Raw genomic sequence first — 23,867 nt, forward strand, 5'->3', positions numbered from 1 at the left:
TCAAGTTCAAGTTCAAAGGCAAAACCTACAAGGCAAAAACCAATGCAAAAGGAATTGCAAAAGTAACCATCAAGAAAAAGGTCCTGAAAAAACTTAAAGTTGGTAAAAAGGTAACTTATAGCGTAAAATACTCAACAAAAACAGTTAAAAAAACAGTTAAAGTCAAAAAATAAGGATTAACTTCCTTATTTTTCTTATTTTTTAATCAGAAAAGAAAAAGATTAATTTTCAACAAGCCACTCCATAAAATCAACGCTGCCGACCGGATAGTCACCGCCGTTTTCGATGACGTCCTCAACCAGCTCCACCGCCTCGTCAATTTCCAAATCAGAGATGTCCAGCTCATATGTACAGTCAGGATACTTTTCAAATGCCTCGGCTGAGCACACTCCAAGGGCTTCGGCTTCAAGGTTTTCCCTGATTTTGGATTGTGAATAGTCCCTTTCGGCCAGTCTCTTCTCAAGTATCTCGGGGCGGACCCTCAAAACGATCACCTTGTCGGCGCCGTCGCATAAATGGGAGAGGTGCCCTTCAAAAATCAGCAGTTCTTCGCAATCTTTTGTCAGTTCATCTACATAGGATGACAACTTTTCGATGTCGATGACCTTATATCCCTTATTCTCATCGATGCCTAACACAAAACCATGACTTATTGCCAAGTCATTTATTTTAATCAATCGTCCATTCAATCTGCTTGCAAGAGTTGTCTTTCCGACACACGGTGTGCCTGTTATGAATATGGCTGTCATTGATAAAGTATTGTCCCTCAAGATATTTAAAATTAAAAAAAGTATAGATGAAATTGGATTTCATCTATTTTGCTTTGACTGTGGTTTTGATGGTGTCTTTGAGGTAAGTCACTTTTACCGCATATGTCCTGCCCTTTTTGAGCTTTTTGATGACTTTCCTGTTCAAAGTCTTTTGGGCAACGCCTTTCTTGTTGGTCTTTACCTTGTAGGTTTTGCCGTTGAACTTGAAAGTTATTGTTTTGCCTTTCACGACCTTACCGTTGATTTTAAGTGTTGCCTTTAAGGCAAATTTCTTGGCGGTCTTTTTGACAGTGACCTTTTTGGCCTTCAAGACCTGCTTTACGGTTACAGTGTTTTTGACTGATTTTCCATCGAATGCAGTTTCAATGACGTACTTTTTAGGAACATCGGTTATTCTGATTTTGGCAATGCCGTCAGCATCGGTTGTAACAGTTGTGGATTTACCGTTGATTGTGAATTTGACGCTAACGCCGGAAGCGGCCACCTTGCCGTCTGCTGAGACAATTTTAACGGAGAAGTATTTGCCACCATCATAGTCCACTGCAATGTCCTTGTTTTCTGTAATCTTACAGGTGCTCGGATTTAACTTTACAGCAACACTGTTTTTGTATGTCTTATTGTTGTATGTGGTTGTTACCTCATATGTTCCCGGAACATCAGTTATTTCAAATTTAGCCACACCATCCACATCACTAAAAGCAGTGGTTGTCCTGCCGCCAATGTCGAACTTGACGACGGCGCCTGAAACCGCATGTCCGTCATCGGTTTTGACGTTGACCGTGAAGTATTTGCCTGCGCCATAGTCAACTGTAATGTCATTGTTGTTGACAACGGCGCTTGTGTCATTGACTGTGTAGACTTTCAGACAGGCAATGACGGCGCCGCTCAGCAGGTCCTCCCATTTGCCGTCATACCATACAAATGACATGTTTTCACTGAAATGCACTCTTGATTGCTCGCAATAGATGACAGGCATGGCGTTTGAAGTCACAACCGCCTTGAAAACATCACCCTTCCTGATCGGTATGTACTGATTCAGCTTGACTGTATGGTATCCATTATATGGGGAGACTCCTTCCTGAGTGAGCTTCAGTTCATCATTGACATATATTTTAACGGTGTAGTTTACCTCACCGGCATTGAAGTATGTTCCAACAGCCGCAATCAGGTCATCGGCTGCTGATTCAAACTGATTGGCATAAGTGATATTGCCGTTTGAGCCTGTCAGGTCATGGAGGCTTATAAAATTGCCCATCCATGTGAAATCATGCTGGTAATTCTTATTGTAGGGTATGTTGTTTTCAAGTATCATTCCAAAGACCTGGTTATCTCCATGAGAGAATGATTTATCGTAATATGAAATGTAAAGGATTCCATTGTCTCCAAATTGGGTTCCCCAGCTGTTTTTGATTATCCATGCACCGTCGCCCGGCGGAGTGATGAGGAAATTGTCCTTTGAATAGCTGTCGTCCCATCCGATTACACAAACCTCATGATTCGATTCCAGACTTTCATTGGTGTATTGTGATGAATGTTCATAATCATAATATCCCGCACCGGTTACGTCTGCAAAATACACCACTGCCAATGCACCGTATTTCATGATTGCAGATTTGATTTTTGAGCCGACTCCGATATCATCGTTGGCAATGACAATCACGTCCTGAACGTGAATGGTATCATAACCGCTTGTCTTGAATGGTGAAAGTTTTCCAACCTCATCATAGACATCCTCCGTCTCCAGCTCGGGACCGTACCAGCCGATAAGATATGAATCGCCCAATGGTGACGTTCCGCCTTCATCGCTAATTATGCATCCGTATTTGAAATATTTCATCATATTATGATGAAGATTTCCTTCTGAAAGGTCAAACTCCAGTCCATATGTCTTCAGTAATGCTGATTCCAATGATGCTATGGTTCCGAATGTCCAGCAGGCACCCATATGTCCCTGACTTTTAACCGGAGTTACCCATCCCCAATCGCGCAAATCAAATCGGCTCGGAATGCCTGTGACATTTATGGTATTGGTGATCGGTTCAAATTTCAATGCAGGCGAATCGACATATGTGGCATAGGAAAGGGTTTCATTTGTGATTAGAGTGTCATTGCCGTAGACATTATTATCGAGACTGCACGGATTTTTGTCAAAGTAGGAATATAGTGCATTTTTATTGTCCCTGAATGTGCATCCGGTAATGTTATAGCTTGTATCACATGCATATACCGCATTGCCTTCGGTGGCAGAGTTATTTATGAATCTGGAATTTGTGATTGTCAGATTATTGTAATCGGAAAATATGGCTCCTCCTGAAGTCGTATAATTTTCAACCAGTTCAACAGCATTTGAGTCAAAGGTACAATTGCTGATTCGGCTTTCGGTAAATGACAGGTAAACCGCTCCGCCGTAATATGTTGCCCTGTTGTTTGTGAAGTTTGTATTGTTCATGACCAGGCGGCCTCCAAGCTGGATGTATGCACCTCCGATCATGGAATATGAATTGTCAAATGTGGTGTCCAGCATTGTGACGTTCATGCTGTCATTGCCGAAGTCGATATAATCCACATTGACGGCGCCTGCATTTTTAAATGAACGGGTGTTTTTGAACACGCAGCCTTTGATATACAGGTTTCCATATCTTTTAAGGCCAATTGCACCGGCAGACATGTCCGCTGTGAGATTGATGAATTTTGAATTGGTCAGTCTCATATTGGAGTATTCAAGAGATATTGCAGGTGAATAAATCGAAGACAGGTTTATGAATTGCGCATTATCGATTTCAACCTGACTGCTTCTTGCCCAGATTTGGCCGTACTTGTTTGGTATGGCAGAGGTGAAATAGGTGTTTTTAACATATAACTCTCCATCTTCTATGAGTATGGCTGAACCTGACTCCGCATGATTGTCGATGAATCTTGAATCGATGCATGTGATTTTCCCGCCATGATTGGCAACTGCTCCTCCAAGATATGTGATGTGGTCATTGATATAGGTGACATTGTTCATTATGAAGGTGACGTTGTTCAGTGTTATCTCACCTGTGGAGTCTACAATTCCTTCCCTTGCGGTCTTGCCGTTTTTAAAAATCAAGTTGTTGATTGTTACATTTTTTCCGGTTATGTTGAATATTCCTGATTGTCCGTTTCCATCCAGAACATGGTTGTTTCCGTTTATGGTGAAGTCGCTTTTATCGATGACGACAGGACCCTTGTCGCTTTCATTGCTGAATGTATAATCATATCCCACATCAAAGGTGCTCGGTGATTCATTAATGTCGCTTTCCAATTGTGTAAATGTTTTCGGATTATCTGTCAGTATTTCATTGTTTTCATAACTATTCAAGTTATTGTCCTGTACTGATTCGATTGGCATGCTGTCATCGCAGGCGACTGCAGTATCGTTCACATCACCGGCGCATGCGCAGGCAATGCCAAAGAGAAAAACAGTCAGGATCATTAAAATTATCATGCTTTTTTTGCATTTCATCCGCTTCAAACTCCTAAAAATTCTATGCTAAATGTTATTCAAATTCACGAAAAGCTTTGATTTTTGTTCAAACATTTAAAACATGATTAAAACTTTATCAATGAATGCATATATAAATAACGAATTTATGAAATCAATGTTGCCGACCGGATAGTCTCCGCCGTTTTCGATGATGTCCTCAACCAGTTCCGCTGCCTCGTCAATTTCCAAATCGCTTATGTCCCAGCTCATAGGTGCTTTCCGGATACTTCTCAAATGCCTCGGCAGAGCACACACCAAGTGCTTCGGCTTCAAGGTTTTCCCTGGCTGTCATTGTTAGATTATTGTCCTTGAAGATATTATAATTAAAAAAAAAGAATAGATGAAAGGGGATTTCATCTATTTTACTTTGACTGTGGTTTTGATGGTGTCTTTGAGGTAAGTCACTTTTACCGCATAGGTTTTGCCCTTTTTGAGCTTTTTGATGACTTTCTTGTTCAATGTCTTTTGGGCAACGCCTTTCTTGTTGGTCTTTACCTTGTAGGTTTTGCCGTTGAACTTGAAAGTTATTGTTTTGCCTTTTACGGCCTTACCATTAATTTTAAGTGTTGCCTTTAAGGTAAATTTCTTGGCGGTCTTTTTGACTGTGACCTTTTTGGCCTTCAACACCTGTTTTACGGTGACTGTGTTTTTGACTGAGTTTGCGTTAAATCCAACTGTCATTGTGTATTTGCCCGGAACATCGGTTATCAGAACTTTAGCCATTCCGTCCTTGTCTGTTGTGACTGTGGTTGTCTTTCCGTTGATTGTGAATTTGACGCTCACACCGGAAGCGGCCACCTTACCGTCAGCTGAAACGATTTTGACTGAGAAGTATTCTCCGCCGTCATAGTCCACTGTAATATCTTTGTTTTTTGTAATTTTACAGGTGCTTGGATTTAATTTTACAGAAACACTGTTCCTGTATGTTTGATTGGTGTATGTGGTTGTTACCTCATAAGTGCCTGGAACCTCAGTGATTGCAACTTTAGCAATGCCGTCAGCATCAGTGGAAGCGGCAGTTGTCTTTCCATTGATTGTGAAATTGACAATTGCACCTTCACCGACTGCATGGCCGTCAGCGGTTACGACCTGAACGGTGAAGTAGGATTCGCTTGCGTAATCCACGGTAATGTCCTTGTTTTGTGTGACGAGGGTATTGTCCCTTAGGGTATATGCCTTGATGCATGCCACCTGCTGGGAGTCAGGATCCAGGCTGACAAGGTCCACCCAGGTTCCGTTGAAGTCTGTTCGTGAAATATTGTTCTGATAATGCACCCTCGTATCTGTACAGATAGGCACCGCATTTGAGGTAATGTAGACGCTGAACTCATCATTCTCGTTGATTGGAATATACTTGTCCAGTTTGATTGTGTGATATCCGTAATATGGTGAGATGCCTTCCTGTGTTAGGACTTCAATGTCGTTGACAGTGATGCGGATGGTGTAGTTAACGCCTGCCTGATTGAAGTAGGTTCCCACAGCGCCGATTAAATCATCGCCCAGGCTAGCGAAATCATTCGCATAAGTTACTGGATTACCGTATAGCGGATTGCTCTCATCGTATTCCATGAAATAATATAATGCGCCAAGGTCATACTGATAGTTCCTGTTGTAAGGCAGGGCATTCTCAAAGATGAATGCGACAGGAGAAGTCAAAACATCATCTGAAGAGATTGTCGTGTCGCTGTAGGAGAGATAGAAGTATCCCTCATCACAGGCCTGCTTGCCCCAGCTGTTTTTGACAATCCATGCGCCGTCATGTCCAGGATCAATTGCAAAGTTTTCCCGTGGATAGGTGTCATCCCATCCCACTATGGCAACTATATGGTTGCCGTCGTCGCCGTCAGGGTCATACTGCGCAAATGTTGTGCTATTGTAATAAATCCTTGAGCCGTTAGCGTTGCTTTCAAAGGCAAAATATGAGATGGCCACTGCACCATATTTGAGGATGGCCTCTTTGACGGCAGGGTCTCCGCCCGCAATTGTCATGTTTATAGGGACGTAAATCATGTCCTGAACATGGATGTTTTCCCCTGATGATATTACCGGTGAAAATTTGCCCAACTCATCGTAGGTGTCGAAATCCGTTGGGAATACTCCAAACCAGTTCAGCGCATAGGCCGCACCCTCTGAAGTGAAACCGCCCTCAGGAGAGGTCAAATCACCATATTTACTGTATCTAATCATTAGATTTTGCATATTGTCTTCTGAAAGGTCATATGCAATTCCTGTTGCCTTCAAAAGGGCTGATTCCAATGCTGCGGTTACACCAAATGCCCAACAGGAACCCATAAGTCCCTGGTCCCTTACATCTGTAAGCCAGCCGTAGTCCCTTAAATCAAAGCGGATCGGAAGAGTTGTGAGATTTAAGTTATTGGTGATGAGGGTTATGATTTTTCCCTCCTCTGAAATGCATCCCGGATAGAAAGTCCTGTTAATGTCCTGTGCGGAGACATTGTCCGTTCCGTGCAGGGCACCTATTTCGCATCCGGAAATATCGAAAAAGGTCAGGACAGCTTCATCGCCATTGCTGTTCAATGTTATGTTGTCGATACGGTATTTTGTATCATATAGACATATGGCGCCTGCGGATAGTGCATTATTGGCGTTGAATTCACAGTCGGTCAGATTCAATTCGCCATAGTCAAAGTATATCGCCCCTCCAAGTGACGGATATTTCCTGTTGTTTTCCACATGGTTTGAAGTGAATGTGCTGTTTTTGATTTGTGCGGATGCCCATGAAACGTATATTGCTCCGCCGTCATAATCCCCATGACATCCTGTGAATGTAGAATCCATGACTGTCAGGTTTCCTCCTATCTGGACAATGGCTCCTCCAAAGGATGAGTATGTGTCGGTGCAGGTCACATTGATGATGTCGACACTGCCGGTTCCTGCGCCTTCGCCTATAGTGTCGACGAATATCGCACCGGCATTCTTGACAGAACGGGTATTTTCGAATATGCAGTTTTCAATTATCCCCTTTTTCGCCAGCTTCAATGAAACGGCACCGGCGCTTTCAGTTGCGCTCAGATTGATGAATCTGGTATTGTTGATAACCGCATATGTAATGCTCTCCTCGCTCCAGCAGAACAATGCCGGAGAGTATGTTGAGGAGATATTGATGAAGGTACAGTTGTCCAAAAAGACGGCATAGGCAACCTTGGCAAAGATTGAGCCGTATTTGGTTGAATATTTTGATGTGAACTGTGAATTTAAACATCTCAATTGTGATGTCTCAACATATATATCAGATCCAGACCTATCGCCTGCAACATTGTCAGCGAATCTGGCATTGTTCAGGGTTACAAAAGAAGCCTCCACCACATACAACGTTCCGGCGGAATCGCCTGCGACATTGTCAATGAATGAAACATTGTTCAAAGTCACGGAACTGTTGACAACAGCCAATGCTCCCATTCCATTGCCCCCGGTGAAAATAAGATTGTTGATTGTGACATTATCTGAACCGATAATAATCAGCGATGCAGTCTTATTGTTTCCGTTGAGGGTGAAATAGTTTCCGTTAATTACAAAATCGTCTTTTTCCCTTAGTATGACCTTGTTGGGTTCATCGTTTTCATCGAATGTGTAGTTGTATCTTATGTCAAATGTTCCCGAAGAGGAAGCAATATCCGCAGCCAGTTCAGTATAGTTGTGGCTTGCATCCCCGGTTTTATCTTCCTGCGTGATTTCCTGCTTGTCATCAATATCGCCGTCGGCGATTTCCATTGAATCATCATTATTGCTGGCCATAATGTCTTCGCTTATATCATCGCTTGCCGAAACGGCGCCGATTGTGAGAATAAGAAGAAGAAATATGACAGATATCTTCCATGGACTCATTGTTCATACTCCCTTGAATAATTTTAAAAACATTTTATTAAAATCGAAACGTTTTAATAATATCGAACTATTGTTATATAAATTTTTCAACAGTTCTAAATAAAAATATAATTTGTCAACTATTTAAACATTATCATGATTTAAAAATGGGATTGATTAAAAAAAAAAAGTGTTCATTTCTTGAGGATTATCCTGAGCACATCCTCATCCTCAAGGACATGGTCCGGTCCCACCTTCTGACCCGGAAACTTGACTGATGTTCCCCAGACTTTCGCATGTCTGAAGTTCTTCACGAATTCTCTGTGGAGCTTTCCGCAGGCGTCGATTACGGTTGAGCCTTTCTTGATGACCAGAGGATCCTCCATGTCGGCCTTTCTTCCCTGAGGCTTGAGGTAAACCCTAACCAAATCGAGATTGTCGAATATCAAATCCTTGAGCTCGTCTATGTTGGTGTTCTTGTCGGCTGAAATCGGAATGAACTCGGGAATGTATTTCTTGAGCTCCTCGATATATGCCTCATCCACAAGGTCCACCTTGTTTAGCAAAATGAGCATAGGAACGTATGACTTGTTTCTGTCCAAAACGTCGATGAACTGGTCCATTGTGACGTCATCCCTAAAAAGAACGTCTGCATTGATGTATCCGTACTCATTTAGAATTGACCTGATGGTCTTTTCGTCCAGATGTGTGAGCTTGCATGTGCTTGAAACCTTCACACCACCGAGCTTTTTCCTTTTGACGGTGACGTCCGGCGGATGCTCGTTCGGCCTGATTCCGATTGCCCTAAGCTCCCTTATGATTACGTCAAGGTGCTGAGGGTTGAATGTGTCGAGAACCACAAGTATCAAATCGGCAGTCCTTGCAACCGAAAGGATTTCCTTACCACGGCCTTTTCCGCTGCTTGCCCCTGTGATGATTCCAGGAATGTCAAAGACCTGAATCTTTGCGTTCTTGTGCTCCATGACGCCCGGAACGATGTCAAGGGTTGTGAACTGATAGGCTCCGACCTTACTTTCTGCATTAGTGATGTTGTTGAGCAAAGTGGATTTGCCCACAGACGGGAAACCTACAAGCACTACTGTTGCGTCTCCTGACTTTTTAACGTGAAACCCCTGTCCCTTTGACCCTCCGCTGCTTCTCTGCAGAGACTCCTCTTTCAATTTGGACAGTTTTGCCTTAAGTTTTCCAATGTGGTGAGAGGTAGCCTTGTTGTAGGGTGTCTTCTGGATTTCCTCTTCAATAGATTTTATCTTGTCTTCAATTCCCATCTGGTTTCTCCTAAAATTAGTAATTAATATTTTAGTTTTTCATATTATAAAAAAGTTTATGGGTCTATGCAAAAATTCTAATTCTAAAAAAACAGCGAAAACCAATTAATACCTAATTGAAGTTGCCAAACCCCTAATTCCAAAAATTGACCATATATTCAATATAGTTCCAAAAAAATCAAATATTAAAAAAGAAAATAATAGTCAAAGCAATTATTTAGACTTTAAAGTTCTTTCAACACGTTTAACTCTAGATAGAGGAATTTTAGCATCTTTTGCTATTTTTTGAGGAGAATTGCCCGCTCGAAGCAAATTTCTAATCAATCTATCTTCTTTGTTCCTAGCATACTCATGAATCAAACTCATCCTATCACCTAACACATCACACAATACATTCCTTGTTTTCTCATCAACAACAAACTTATCGACAATCAGCCATTCAATTCCATAGGTCAAGGATTTAATTGATGTTGCCAATCCTTTAAGATCCAACAATGTGTTGACCACATATTCAACATAGTCCTCGACTTCACCTGTTTTTTCGATAATCGGAACCAGTGCGAACAGTATTAATTCCTTACCGGTTATTTCAATATCATTTTCTATTTTGTAGTTAATCTTATTAATAATTTCGCTTGTATCATAATTTTTTAAACCTATTACATCATATATGAAAACATTATCATCATTTACATTGAATCTAACTTTTTTAGATTTCTCCGCTGTTGAAAAAACAGACAAAGTGATTTTTTTACCGAACTTATCGAATTTCAAGTCAGCCATTGCCAAATATACATGAAATCTCTTGTGGTGGACCTTGTGAACTTTAACTGATTGAAGTTCGATTATTCGGATTTCCTCATCCAATTCCAAAATTATATCTGGAACAAATGTTGTCGGATCAAGTTCTCGTAGCTCTTGCGTCATTATTCTTGCCTTATTTGACTTGATGCCGAGAATATCCAAAAATAACTTAGTATCCTCCTCATTGACATTTTTGAAAATCATGTCTTCCTGAAATTCCGACATTTTGAAAACCTCACAAAGTTGTCTAATTTGAATATATTGTCTTTAAAGTATTTAAATTTTACTTTAATAGAATTAAAATACTTGATTTTACATATAATTACTTAATAAAAGCAATATTACAAAAGTATAATAATTTTATAAAGTTAAAGCAATATTACGAAACCAGTGCAATTTTACAAAGTCAAAGCAAGTTCAGAAACTTTAAATGTGGTTAGAAACAAAAATGAAAACAACATTCCATTGACTGACAATGAGGCAATCGACTTGCTCATTGTCCCCGACATGACTCATGACTATAACATCAGGGAATTGCTTGAAATGACCTCTGAATTAATACGCAATGCAAAAATACTCGACAGAGAATTTCACTGCGACCTGATAGACTGTCAAAAGAAAGTAATGCAAAGATTTATAAAAAAGGAAGAAAGAAAGGAGATGGAAAATATGTTAAACCTAAAAGCAGAAGATTACGGGCTGGAACCAAACGTCACAGGATTTGAAGAAGCAGTCAACTTATCCTACCTCGACGGAAAAAGAGAAGGCATAAGTGAAGGTATTGAAGATACAGCCAAAAACCTCATTGAACTAGGATTCGAAGACGAAATAATCTCCAAAGCCACCAAACTCGACCTGAAAACAATAAAAAAATTAAGAAATGAATAAATAACCCTCAATTTATTCATTTAATATTGATTAAAATGTTAAACCTAAAAGCAGAAGATTACGGCTTCGAACCAAATGTAACAGGATTCGAAGAAGCAGTCAACCTAGCCTACCTCGACGGAAAAAGAGAAGGAAAACTAGAAGCAAAAAGAAAATGGAAAAGACAAGGCGTTAAGGATATTGCCAAAAACCTCATCGAACTAGGAATAGATGACGAAACAATAGCCAAAGCCACCAAACTCGACCTAAAAACAATACAAAAACTAAGAAAAAATTGAATTTCCGCCAACTTTCAAGAAGTTGGGGATTTTTAGATTAATCAGCATGCCTTTGTAAGAGAAATGTTAATTGAAATATTTTTTGAAATCCGCCGGTTTTTTACCATTGAATACGTCGGTATCCATTGCCTTATTTTTAAATGAAACGATAATTGTACATATTGCATCGCCGGTTATATTTACTGTTGTTCTGCACATGTTTAAAAAGGAATCTATGCCCATAATAATTCCAATTATTCCTGAAGGCAAGCCAACGGAAGTGAATACCATAGACAGGGTAACCATTCCTGCAGAAGGCACAGCTGCCGTTCCAACTGAAGCCAGCACTGCAGTTACAATTACAGTTATGAGCGCTGAAGTGCCCAAATCAACACCATACACTTGAGCAGCGAACATGACAGCAACACCCTGCATGATTGCAGTCCCATCCATATTTATGGTGGCTCCCAATGGAATGGTGAATGATGATACATCCTTAGAAACGCCCATTTCAGTCAGCTTTTCCAAATTGATAGGAATTGTTGCAGCCGAAGTTGAAGGGAATGCGAAAATCATGACCGGAAGGAATTTCCTGAAGAAGGTAATCGGATTCAATCTTGTAAAGGCAACCAGCAGTGACGGATAGATGACCAGAAGCTGAATTGCCAGACACAACAGCAGGCAGCCGCAATATTTTAATAATGGCAATGTGGCGGAAAATCCAAGGCTTCCAAAAGTCTTGGCCATTAAACAGAAAACACCGATTGGAGCGAATTTCATTACAAGAGCGGTCATTTCCATCATGATTCTGTCACCCTCAACAAAAACCCTATTAACAATTTTTGCTTCATCTTTCAATTTGGATAAGATAAAACCGAGCAAAGCTGCAAATATAATAATGGGCAGCATGTCTCCGCTAGCCAGAGAATTGATAGGATTATCCGGAATTGCATTTAAAAGAGTGTCGGTCATTGACTGGTTAATTGTTACATTTGATGGAGCAACGTCCGCCAAAGTTAAACCTGTACCCGGCTGAATTACTCCCGCAACTAAAAGAGCAATGGTCACTCCCACAGCGGTTGTAAAAAGATATATCAGTATGGTTGAACCGCCGATTTTACCTAATGTTTTAATATCCGAAATTGAAGCCACACCAACAACGATTGAACAAAAAACAAGCGGCACAACCAGCATTTTCATTAATTTGATGAATACGTTGCCGCCCAGATAGAATACGTTGTTCATGAGCAGGACATCCTTAATGAAGGGGTCATGTATGAAAAGATTTATAATTATACCGAATATCAATCCTAAAATCATTCCAATTATTATCCAACTGCCCAGGCCAATCTTTTTCAATCTCTCCAACATAGTTTACATCCTGAATTTAACATATAGATAGTTTCATTAGATGAAACTACTTCAATAATTTAATTTACAAAAACATGACACTTAAATGTTACGAGTCTTCAAAAAAGATAGTGCAGGTGCTGAAGCACCTACATTATTGTTATTTTAACCTTTTTGGTGACGGAACTGTAGTACTTGTTTGCCTTGAACTTAATTGTCACCACATATTTTCCTTTTTTGCTTTTGGAAAACTTCAATGTGGCCTTTCCCTTGGCGTTGGTCTTTACGGCCCTGGCCTTTTTGGTGATTTTCTTTATTGAAATCCACACTTTCGCATTCCTGATCGCTTTTCCCTTGTTGTCCTTAAGGGTTATGGTGAACTTCTTGGCCTTGGTTGCCTTGTATGTTTTCTTTTTGGCAATAAACTTAGGGGTTGCCTTTTTGACTGTCACCTTGACGTTGCATGTTGAATTGACATATGCGGAATTGCCCGGGAATGTTATTTTCACATTGTATGTTTTCGGAACCAGATTGGCAACATTGACCCTGATTTGACCGTTCTTGTCGGTGGCATACTCCCCTGCATTATCAAACATGACAGTGACCTTAAGGCCGCTTAAGGGGTTGCCTTTGGCATCTGTCAATGTGACTACCAAATCCCTGTTGACATTGTAGGTTGCTGCAACAGAATCGGCAATTAATTTTGGTGTTGCCTTCATGACAGTGACATTGACGTTGCATGTTGAATTGAGATATACGGAATTGCCTGCGAATGTTATTATGGCATTGTATGTTTTCGGAATCAGATTGGCAACATTGACCCTGACCTGACCGTTTTCATCAGTGGCGTACTCCCCTGCATCATCAAACATGACAGTGACATTGAGGCCGCTTAAGGGATTGCCTTTGGCGTCTGTCAATGTGATTAGCAAATCCCTGTCGACATTATATGTTGTTGCAACCGGATCGGCATTGATTTGTGAGCCGAGCCTGTTTACGCTGACCGTAATGTTTGCTTTTGGATTTGTATAGTTTTCGCTGACCCAGTAGGATGCAGTGATGATTGCAGTTCCTCCGCCGACAGCAGTGATAGTGCCGTTTGAATCGACTGTAGCCACTTGAGGGTTGCTGCTTTCGAATGTGAGAGTTCCGTTGAGGCCTGACGGAGTAATGTTATACTCTATTTTAGTTGTATTTCCAACATACAATGATGATGTGGCGTTTATGCTGAGTTCAACGCTTAATGGAAGGATATATGAAGTCGCATTGAAGGCTGCAGGCTTGAAGTTGCGGTCTCCGGAATATGATACGGCCATGTTATACTGGCCTACCGGAAGGAAAGCGTTCCTCCATGTCATGGTCATTATCCTGTCCTCCACGATGCCCTTTTCGCTGACATTGAATGTTGATGTGTTTCCGTTGAGGGTGACTGTCATGTTGCCCGTTGCGATTTTAGGCAAAGTGATTTCAAACATGATATCGTTATAATCGACCGTGAAGTTGTATGAGTTTACCTTAACGGCGGAATCTGACTGTGAAATTTTCAATGTCACATTGCGCCCTTCAATATCAGGATAATCGGTTGCAACGCATTCGGCAATATATTGCCCTGCAGGCAAATCCACAAACCATGATCCGCTCGGACAGGTAAAGCCAAACATCCTTTCCCTGTTCTCGCCATATATTGTGACGTTGATGTTTCTGTTTACTATCAGATAATCGGTTGTGTTTGCCTTAAGGTTGAACTGCAGCCTATCCCCTGACCAGCAGGAAGATGAGTAATCGGAAACCTCAAAGGAAGGCTGGCGGACGTCTGTTCCATCCCAGCCATTGTTTTCGAAAATGCAGGAATCGGCAGTTCCCAAAAACATTGCATCTCCGGAGCGGTCCGCCGTGTTGTTTATGAAAACGCAATTTATGGCAGTGGAATAAGCCAGTGCACCACCATATCCTGCATGTCTTGAGTTTATCACCTTGTTTCCTATAAATACACAATTTATGGCAGTGCCTTTATACATTGCACCACCCTCAGAGACCTCACCATCGGCATAGTTGGATTTGAATGTACAGTTAATGGCGGTGCCGTTATGCATGGCACCACCTAAAGTTGCGTTATTGTTCTCGAATGTGCATCCTATGGCTGTGCATAATCCGCCCTTAACGTTGACACCTCCACCATGCGCTCCATAATATCCGTTTATGATGTGGATGTTCTTAAGTGTCACATTGCCTCCATCGACTGTGAAAACAGAGTTCCGGCCATCGGCATCCACGGTGTGGCCATTACCGTCAATTATCAAATTCTTATGAATTCCGATACCCGATTCATCTTTTTCCCAAAAATTTCCAGAATAGAATTTGTAGTCCTTATCCAGGGTCAGTGTGGAGTTTGGCCTTGCCTCATCTATCTGTGTTTGCAGTGCCCAGAATGAATCGTCCGGATGTGTGCCAAGTTCATCCTCCTGAACGATTTCCAGATTATCCGTGTCCTTTGACACTTCCGAAATTTCGTCGGTCGTATTTTCGGCTGCGCTTGCCGCTGATATTGCAACCATGCTCATCAGAAATACCGCAAGCAATAACAGTTTCTTGTTCATAATATTTTCACCATAATGTCTTTAATATATACTATGTTAAACGATTGCATATAATTGTTGCTGAAAAAAGAAAAATGTTAAAAGTTAATGCAAAAATGTATAATCCTAAAGAAATTATACCGGACAAAAAAAATGGAATTTTAACATTTTTAGACTGCCAAATCAAAAATTGGACCGAAAAACATCTAATCCTCTAAAATTTTACAGACTCAAAAAAAAGAAAAATAAGGAAAGATTTCCCTATTTTTTAACCTTTACAGTTCTTTTTACGGTGTCCTTGAGGTAGGTTGCAGTATATTTCACCTTCTTGCCTGCCTTAAGTTTCTTTAACACCGATTTTTTGACGGTTATCTTTGCGACACCCTTCTTGTTTGTCTTTGCGGTGTACTTCTTGCCCTTGAACTTGAAGACTATCTTTTTGCCCTTCAAGGCCTTCTTGCCCTGTTTCAGGGTTGCCTTTATGGTGAGCTTTTTGGCTGACCTTTTGACCTTGACCTTTGAAAGCTTGAGGACCTGTTTCACATTGACATTATGCTTGATTTCAACGCCTGCATAAGATGCCACAAGAATATATTTGCCCGGCTTGAGTGTGTTTGGAATCTTCAGGATTGCATATCCCTGGGCATTGGTTTTAACCCTGTAGGTCTTCTTGTTGAGCTTGATTGTGACAATCTCGTTTGCGCCTGCAGGATTTCCTCCGTTGTTCATCACACGGATTTTGAATGAGGATCCGTCATAGTAGTACATGTTGATATTCTTTGATTCTGCAAATCTTGAAACCACATTGACTGTGACTGTCCACTCTTCTGCAGTTGCAGGGTTTTTAAGGACAAACTTGTGCTCTCCGACGCTTAAATCTTCAAGTACAGGAGCCAATTCTCCGTTTTTCCCGGTGGTCATTGTGTATGTCTTGCCGTCCAGCACCACTGAAACAGTAGTATCGTTGAGCGGAGTTCCGTCACCCCTTAAAAACTTTGCCTCAACTGTCAGGTCGGTGTTGAATGATATCTTGGCATCCTCCGGCGCAATTATGGTATTGTTTATGAGGAATGAACTGCGGATTTCAGTTCCGTTGTAGATGGTGCGCATCACATAGTTTCCTGGTGCGATTCCTGTGAATGTCACCTTGCCGTCTTCCACAACGCCTGAAGCTATGACCTTTCGGTCCTTTTCAATGATTACCTGAGCTCCTGTGAGATTGGATGGGACTGTTATTGAAGGGGAGTAGTAGACATTGACGTTTTGTGTTGTGAAGTTTGCAGGAAGGGCATATGCCTTGACTGCGGCAACCCTTCCGTATTTGGTCAGGTCCACTGTACCCTCAGGAGTGTACTGCACGGATGTTTCCGCTTCGAAGTGCTGTCTTGTCACCGCAAGAAGAGGTATGGAATGACAGCGCATTTCAATGGAGAACTTGTCTCCGGCATTGACTGCGACATATGTGTTCAGCTTTATTGTCTCATATCCCATGAAGGAGGATTTTCCTTTTTGGGTATAGACCTCACAGTCATTGATGGAGATTATGATTTCATAATCCTCATTCGGCTCTTCGAAGTATGTTCCCACAGCCGCAATCCAGTCGTCAGAGATTGCGGTGTAGACGTTAGCATAATCCAGAGTGGATTTGTTATCAGTGCTGTAAATCAGGTCAATTGCCCCGACGTCCAGCTGATAAAGATTGCTGTAGGAAAGGGTGTTGTTTATGACATAAGCCACCGCAGGAACCTTCCTAAGCGGCAGGTCGTAATATGAAAGGTAGAAATATCCTTTATCTCCCCAGCCTGTACCCCAGCTGTTTTTGCATATCCATGCACCGTCTCCTGGAGGTGTTATCTTGAAATTATCCCTGGAGAATGTGTCGTTCCATCCCACCAGTGTGACGAAGTGGTTTCCATATGTTGAGTTATCACAGTAGGACGCAGAGGTATCCTTATTGAAGAAATCGTTGTTCGGGTTTGCACCTTCCACATAAACGGTCAGGGCCCCGTATTTGAGAAGGGCATCCTTAATGGCGTTTCTGTCATTAGAATCCACCATCTTAATATCCACAACATGGTATGAATCCTTTGAAAACATTACATATGAGATTTTTCCCAGCTCGTCATATTCATCATATTTCGCAGGAAGGGCACCCAGCCAGCTTGCGAAATAGGCCATTCCCATTAAGGCGGTTCCGGCTTCGGTCAAAGTGGATTTCCCATATTTTGAATATCTTAATTCCGCACTGTGCATGTTGTTTTCTGAAATGTCCAATGTGATGTTTGTTGCAATCAGGAAAGCTGATTCAAATGCCCCTGCAGCACCGAATGCCCAGCAGGACCCCAGTGAACCCTGGTCCCTGACCGGAGTCACAAGCCCCAGGTCATTGAGGTTGAAATAGGCATCTGTGATTTTTCCATCTACTGTCCGTCTGTTGAGAACAATCTGCTTTCCTGTAAAATTAACATATGATCCGTAGTAGGTATCGTTGAGTGTCACGTTTCCCCTGATTATGACATCCTCATCGATAATGGAGCCTTTAACATCAAAATAGGTGTGTATCGTATCGTTCGAATCTCCTGTGAAGTTGGACGCCGTTATTTCATATCCTGCATCGTATGCATATAGGCTTGCACCTTCCCAAGCAGTGTTGTTCACAAATTTTGAATTTTCGATTTCAAGTGATCCATAATCGAAAAATATCGCTCCTCCGCTTCCGAAATATTGTGATGCGGCGTTTGAATCGAATATGTTTCCTGATGCTTCAAGGGTTGCATTGGAGGTATACACAGCTCCGCCGTCAACCAATGCGGTGTTTCGGGTGAAGTTGGAAAGGCTCAAATTCAGCAAGCCTCCCAGCTGAAGTATTGCCCCTCCGAACTCGGAAGAGCAGTTGGTGAATGATGACATGTAGATGATGCAATTCGCATCTGAACTTCCCTTGTCACCGTTTAAGTCGAAAAATATTGCCCCACCGTTTCTAAGGGAGGTCACGTTGATGAATTCACAGTTATCTACCCTCACTCCTTTCGCTTCCTTGGCTGCAATTGCACCTGCGGTGAAATTGGCCGAGAGATTGATGAATTTTGACCGGGTTACAACGAGATAGCCTGTGTTGTATACGGCAGTGGCATACCTTGAGGTGATGTTGGCTATTGTTGTGGAGTTGATGGCGATTAAGGAATCTCTTCCATAGATAAGGCCCCAGTCGATTCGCTTGTCGTTTTTGAATGTTGCGTTTTCTATGAATGCAGTCGATAGCCAGGCAAATATTGCAGATCCTTGAGGGGCATATCCGTTTATGAAGCGGTCATTGACGCTTGTATATTTGCTGCCCAAAACGGCATAGATTGAGCCGCCCTGTTCAGAGTCTAAATTGTTGATGAATGTGACGTTGACCGTTTTCAGTGTGGTGTTGTAGAGCATTATTGCAGACCTTCCGCTATTCTTTAAAATCAGATTGCTGATTGTTGCGGTGGAGTTTACAAATTTGAAAATGGTGGCATTGCCTGCCCCGTCTATTGTCCTTCCGTTTCCGTTTATTATAAGTTCACTGTCCTTGGGAGTCGTTATGTTGATTCCACTTACATACATTCCTTCCGTTTCCGGATTGAATTTGTAGTCCTTTTCAAGCTCTATGCTGCCGGAGTCGGGAATGTCACTGTCAAGGTCTGAGAAATTTCCCTCATCCGGAACAGATAGAGTGCTTTGAGTTTCGTTGACATCTCCTGCGCTTACCATGCTGATTGAAAGGACCAGCAGAAGCAGGCATGTCAAAATTATTTTATAAATTTTCATATCATGCCTCAAAAAATTATTTACAATTTATGTTATATCCCATCAGATATATAATATTATATATAATTTTTTCAGGAAAATGAATATTTAATTAGTAAAAAAATAGTGTGCCACGGACATGCCGTGGACAAAAGCTGATTAGTTATTTTCCTCTTCTGTAGAGTGCATAAGCGATTCCCGCAAGCGCAACTGCAATGACGCCTATCAGTATAGGATTGCCGGTGTCGTAGAGATAATAAGGCTTTTCGGTTGCGTTGGTGTCGTTGGTATCGTTTTTCTCCTTTTCAACCGGAGTTTCCTTTGTTGTTGTCTTTGTTGAGATTTTGGTTACCTGTTTGGAACCGTTGTATGAAGGCTTCTCGCTGTCGAGGTCCTTTTTGTCTGTAGCGTTTTTGCTGGTGTCATTTTTAGGAGTGTCATTTTTTGGAGTGTCTTTTAATGTGTTTGTAATGACAAAACCTTCCTTCACGCTTCCTGTGACATTGGCCTCATAGCCGTCGGGAACGTCCTTTTCGACAACCTCATAGGTGGAATCCTGTAAAATCGCCAGATCAATTGTGGCTTTCCAGCTCATGTTTTGTCTTATCTCACCGGTTTCGGCTTCCTTGCCGTCGACAAGGATTGCAAACTTGATTGATGAAGGCCTTTTTCCTTCCTTGTCGTTGCTGTCATTCCATACCTTCTCGATGCTGAGTCCTCCGTCACCCAGCTTACCCGTATTTTGGCTGGATTGAACGTTACCGGTGTCTTCAACGGCAATGGTGTCATCTGATGAATCGTCAGTTGTTAATTCATCCTGAGTGTCGTTGACCGCCGTTGCGATGGAAACGGAAACTGCGACCAAAATGAGCAACGCTAAAATCAATGTCAGTTTTCTGTTCATATCACACCTCACTTATGTGGTTGTGTGATATTTATGGTATTGATTGTATTTAAAAGTAGTATAAAAAAAGAAATGGAAAGTAGGTAATGTTACTTACCTGCTTTTGTATTGTTAAAGTTTACGTTAAACAGCATCACACCGTTTTCTGAGTGCACAGGCTCGAATATGTTCTGGTTGGCACCGCCGTAGAAGTACAGCTTGGTAAACATTGAGTTTTCAAGGTGCTTGTCCATAAGTATAGGAGTGTACTCATTGTTTTGGCCCATTAAAAGCATTGTGAAGTTGCCGTCATCAGCGCCTTTGATGGACTCGTTTTTCATGAGGTATCCGTCTTCGATTACGATTAATCTGGAAATCTTGTACGGATTGTACTCTGTGTCGTTGATCTTGAGCGGTTCGCCGGTTTCAGTGTATACTGAATCCACATGAGCGTTTGTGGTATTGTTTCCGGAACCTTTCTCGATTACGGCGTTGACTGTCATTCCGCCCTGTTCCTGCAGTGTGAGTGTGCCGTTTTGGTTAGGACCAACTTTTACTGACTCATAAGGCATTACGTAGTTGTAGTTTTCGGATGTCTGGTTATCGAAGTTCCATGCACCGAAGTAGCTCCACCATCCCGCCTTGACAATCATATCGCTTGATGCGACAAACGTTACAGGCCGTGGATTGTCAGGGTGGGTGTATCCAACTATCTCTTTTGCCTGGTCTGCATTCAGGTTGTATTTGGTTGTCAGTTGCTTTTGAGCATCACTTGATGTTCTTGGAAGGATGTCAAGCAGTATGTCAACTGATTTTCCAGGAGAGTCTGTGATTTCGATTAACTTGTTGACCGCACGGTTACCTGTTGAATCCAGCATTCTGAATATTCCTGCGGAAAGCTCCAGGTCGTCCGTCGTCATCGCCTTACCCAGCCAGAAGGCACGGTCCCCTGACTGAGAACCTCCGTCGAATGTTACCTGCCTGTCGGCTGCAACTTCGAAGAGGTAACCGTAGTCCCACCAGGATGTGATTACTGTATCGTTGTCCTGGGTGTCTCCAATCCACTCAAGTGCATTCCACATGTAGTCCTGTGTACCCGGCACAACACCGTTTGAGGTCTGGAATGCTCCGCAGACGCTCGGAGTTACAAGCGCAATGACCATAGCTACGATTAGAACATATTTCTTGATTGGAACATGTTTCTTGTCTGCTGAATTGTCCTTGAGTGCGTAGATGCTTGCAAGTCCGATTGCTGCGATTACAGCAAATAATGCAATACCGTAGATGGTGTTTATTGTTGCAAGAGGCACAGCTGCTAGGAATGCACATAGAAGCACTGCAACGGTAATCCAGTTGTCGTTTTTGAGTCTGTTTTTGATGTAGTCACAGGCATATCCGACAAATATTCCCGCAAGGAATGCAAAAGGAAGTACGATTGTGGTAATGAACCTTGAACCTCTGGATACTGCAAGAGCGGTTACTATTACCCATACAACGAATAATGTAGCATACAAAACAGTCAGTCTTTTGCTTGAAAGCACTTCATTATCCCCGCCGAATTTCAAATCTGTCAGTGAGAATTTGAATTTGCGGCTGTTGTCAAGCTTTTCAGCTGCGGAAACCCTTTTGCCTTTTTGGGCTTTGCCTTTTTCAACAACAGGTTTTTGTCTGACTTTTCTGAATTTCCATGCCCTTGAAACAAGGATGTAGAGCACAACCAATGCTGCAAAGAATACTGCGATACCACCGATACCGTTGATGAAACCGTCTGTACTTGCTAAAAACATTGAGGTCATTCCAGCACCAAGCATGCTTGGCATTTGCATCTCTGCAACAGAAATAAGTACGTTAGGGAATCCACCTACCGCAACGGATGCGGATTGCAAGTTAAGCAGGCTAAATACCCTTGAGAATATTCCGGTAACACCATCGATACCCTGGAATACGGCAAGGCCTGCAAATGCAATTACACCGATTGCAACAATTGAAAGGAATTCCTTGTTGTGCACGAGCCATTGCAGGACGTTTGGATATTGGTCCCTGTCTCCATCAACATTGAATATTAATGATACAATCAGATACACAACAGCAAAGAATCCCATCAGTGCAACGTAAAAGATCCAACCGGACCATTGTTGGGCGAATAATCCAATTGAAATAACAGACAATATTGCAAATACGATTTTCCATATCCAGTTGTCGCTTCGAATCGATTCAACAAAGAAGAATATGAAGAATACCGAGAATATGTAATAGAACATATCTGTATCGAAAAATCCTGGGAATGTGTGCGCAAAGTAGTTCGGAGCAAGTGCAATAATCAGTGTTGCAACTATCGCCCCATAATCGTTGGTCAGTCTTCTTGAAAAGATAAACGCAGGTACTACACATAATGTGGATATTATTGCACCGGTCCAGAATGCGACTTCTTTAACTGACATGTGCCATCCAAGGAAGTTGTTTGCCATGTCATGCATCCATGATGTCAACTGTACGATACCCAGCTCATAACTCACCGGATTTCCATCTGGAGCGTTCCTGTGCATATCCCATGCACTGCCGTTTACCATTTCATCTCCCACAAAGCCGTGATCTACATAATCATTGGTCAACCTGTAGTTATAATATGAATCCATTTCACTGAAATAAGGAAGACCGGATGCGTCGGTATATAATGCCTTACCGTCAGCATCTAAGCTATTTAAATCAGCTGCAGGAGTTTTTAATGCAAATACAATAGCCATAATGATTAAAACAATGATAATCCCTTTGCCTATTGTAAATAATGTTTGTCTATTCATTAAAATCCTCTGTCTAATTTTTTAGTTAAAATTATAAGATGTGAATAAAAATAATTTTGCAATATGAAAAATATTTTTATTGGTATATATATCTGATTTTACTATTATTAAAAGATTATGTATTAACAATGCCGTCAATTTAAGATTTTTGTCATGTTTTTTCATTTTCATTTCTCCTTTTTTACATTAGGCTGTAGTTTATATTGAATTTTCTTTTTAGTTTGTTGTTTCTGGGCGTTGGTGGATGGGGTTCATCTTTATTTGGCGCTTTTATGCATTTTTTGATGATTTTTTTAGTGTATGTCCGAATGATTTTTTGTGTTGGATTTAAAATCATTATTGGCAAGTAATCGTTTAGTTTTCGTATTAGATTTGCTTGATCTATTTTATATTTCGTTGTTATTCCTTTTTTTCTTTTTATATTGTTTAGTATTATATTTAGATAGTTTTTATAATGGTGAAAGATGTTGTGTCTTAAAAATTTGGAGTATATGTCTTGTTCGATGGTTATTCTTCGTTTTCCACTATAGTTTTCGATGTATTCTCTGTTTTTCAGTGTGTTGTAGTTTGTTTCAATTCCCCATCTGAGGTGGTAGATGTAGCTTATATCGTCAGTATTCATGATATTTTTTGGTATATTGGATAATAAGTGCTCAATTTCTCCATTTTCCAGTTTTATGGTTGTTAATCTTAGTGTTAGCTCGGTTTCATCTGAGAATTTTTCTTGCAGTTCTTTGTTTTTGAATCTTTTTATTCTTTGGCCTTTAAGGCTTAGTTTTATTTCTCCGTCATTGCTTTTGACTTTTAATTTTTCTTTTTTGTAGAATTTATTGATTAATCGTACTACAAAATAGGTATTCATGTCTATTAAATTAGCGAAAAATTCCATTGAGTTATATCCACGGTCAAAAACGAAAATTGTTGATTTTAAGGGAGTTATGCCTTTTATATTTTCTAGATTTTGATACATTAATTTTTGTTCTGATTCTTTATGGTCTCCTATTATTCCATCAAGGATGAAACCATTTAATGTGTCTATAATTGCTGAAAATTTTGCTGTAGGCCCTATTTTTTTGGTTAAACTCTTTTCTGGCACGTTAAATTCTTTTTTAATATCAGGAAAATTTGGAAGTTCAAAG

At 41.1% G+C, this 23,867-nt stretch carries 14 protein-coding genes; 2 read left to right on the forward strand and 12 right to left on the reverse strand.

The genetic code is table 11. The features are described 5' to 3' along the window. Positions 1-221 precede the first annotated feature (221 nt). From QZ138_RS09670 to QZ138_RS09695, 6 genes are all read right to left on the reverse strand, one after another. Positions 222-749, reverse strand: coding sequence for an adenylate kinase family protein (locus QZ138_RS09670; protein WP_292888835.1), 528 nt, complete (start codon positions 747-749; stop codon positions 222-224). Positions 750-813: 64 nt separating this feature from the next. After that, complete coding sequence (locus QZ138_RS09675) at positions 814-4,257, reverse strand: C1 family peptidase (RefSeq protein ID WP_292888836.1); 3,444 nt, start codon at positions 4,255-4,257, stop codon at positions 814-816. Positions 4,258-4,332: 75 nt separating this feature from the next. Then, entirely contained in the window at positions 4,333-4,488 is a 156-nt protein-coding gene (locus tag QZ138_RS09680; protein ID WP_292888837.1) for a hypothetical protein, read from the reverse strand. A 147-nt stretch (positions 4,489-4,635) separates the two neighbouring features. Continuing rightward, complete coding sequence (locus QZ138_RS09685) at positions 4,636-8,124, reverse strand: C1 family peptidase (RefSeq protein WP_292888838.1); 3,489 nt, start codon at positions 8,122-8,124, stop codon at positions 4,636-4,638. A gap of 173 nt (positions 8,125-8,297) precedes the next feature. Next, on the reverse strand, positions 8,298-9,392 hold the full coding sequence (locus QZ138_RS09690; RefSeq protein WP_292888839.1) for a GTP-binding protein: 1,095 nt from the start codon (positions 9,390-9,392) through the stop codon (positions 8,298-8,300). Between the two features lie 213 nt (positions 9,393-9,605). After that, positions 9,606-10,421, reverse strand: a complete 816-nt coding sequence (locus tag QZ138_RS09695) for a hypothetical protein (protein WP_292888840.1) — start codon at positions 10,419-10,421, stop codon at positions 9,606-9,608. A 165-nt stretch (positions 10,422-10,586) separates the two neighbouring features. Here QZ138_RS09695 and QZ138_RS09700 point away from each other — a divergent pair, with 165 nt between their 5' ends. Beyond that, entirely contained in the window at positions 10,587-11,084 is a 498-nt protein-coding gene (locus tag QZ138_RS09700) for a hypothetical protein (protein ID WP_292888841.1), read from the forward strand. Between the two features lie 35 nt (positions 11,085-11,119). Next, positions 11,120-11,362: a hypothetical protein gene (locus QZ138_RS09705; RefSeq protein ID WP_292888842.1), complete on the forward strand. Its 243-nt coding sequence runs from the start codon at positions 11,120-11,122 to the stop codon at positions 11,360-11,362. Positions 11,363-11,428: 66 nt separating this feature from the next. Here QZ138_RS09705 and QZ138_RS09710 read toward each other — a convergent pair whose 3' ends face one another. The 6 genes from QZ138_RS09710 to QZ138_RS09735 form a co-directional block, all read right to left on the reverse strand. Then, positions 11,429-12,712, reverse strand: a complete 1,284-nt coding sequence (locus QZ138_RS09710; protein WP_292888843.1) for a dicarboxylate/amino acid:cation symporter — start codon at positions 12,710-12,712, stop codon at positions 11,429-11,431. Between the two features lie 128 nt (positions 12,713-12,840). Continuing rightward, entirely contained in the window at positions 12,841-15,288 is a 2,448-nt protein-coding gene (locus tag QZ138_RS09715) for an Ig-like domain-containing protein (protein ID WP_292888844.1), read from the reverse strand. Between the two features lie 240 nt (positions 15,289-15,528). Then, entirely contained in the window at positions 15,529-19,065 is a 3,537-nt protein-coding gene (locus QZ138_RS09720) for a C1 family peptidase (RefSeq protein WP_292888845.1), read from the reverse strand. Between the two features lie 142 nt (positions 19,066-19,207). After that, a complete protein-coding gene (locus QZ138_RS09725; protein WP_292888846.1) occupies positions 19,208-19,948 on the reverse strand; it encodes a Cna B-type domain-containing protein in 741 nt (246 codons plus the stop codon). 89 nt (positions 19,949-20,037) lie between these two features. Further along, positions 20,038-22,728, reverse strand: a complete 2,691-nt coding sequence (locus tag QZ138_RS09730; RefSeq protein WP_292888847.1) for an STT3 domain-containing protein — start codon at positions 22,726-22,728, stop codon at positions 20,038-20,040. Between the two features lie 181 nt (positions 22,729-22,909). Continuing rightward, positions 22,910-23,867 (reverse strand): transposase (locus QZ138_RS09735; RefSeq protein WP_292888848.1); only part of this gene is annotated, 958 nt, incomplete at its 5' end.

The organism is Methanobrevibacter sp. UBA212 (assembly GCF_905233225.1).
GTDB lineage: Archaea > Methanobacteriota > Methanobacteria > Methanobacteriales > Methanobacteriaceae > Methanocatella.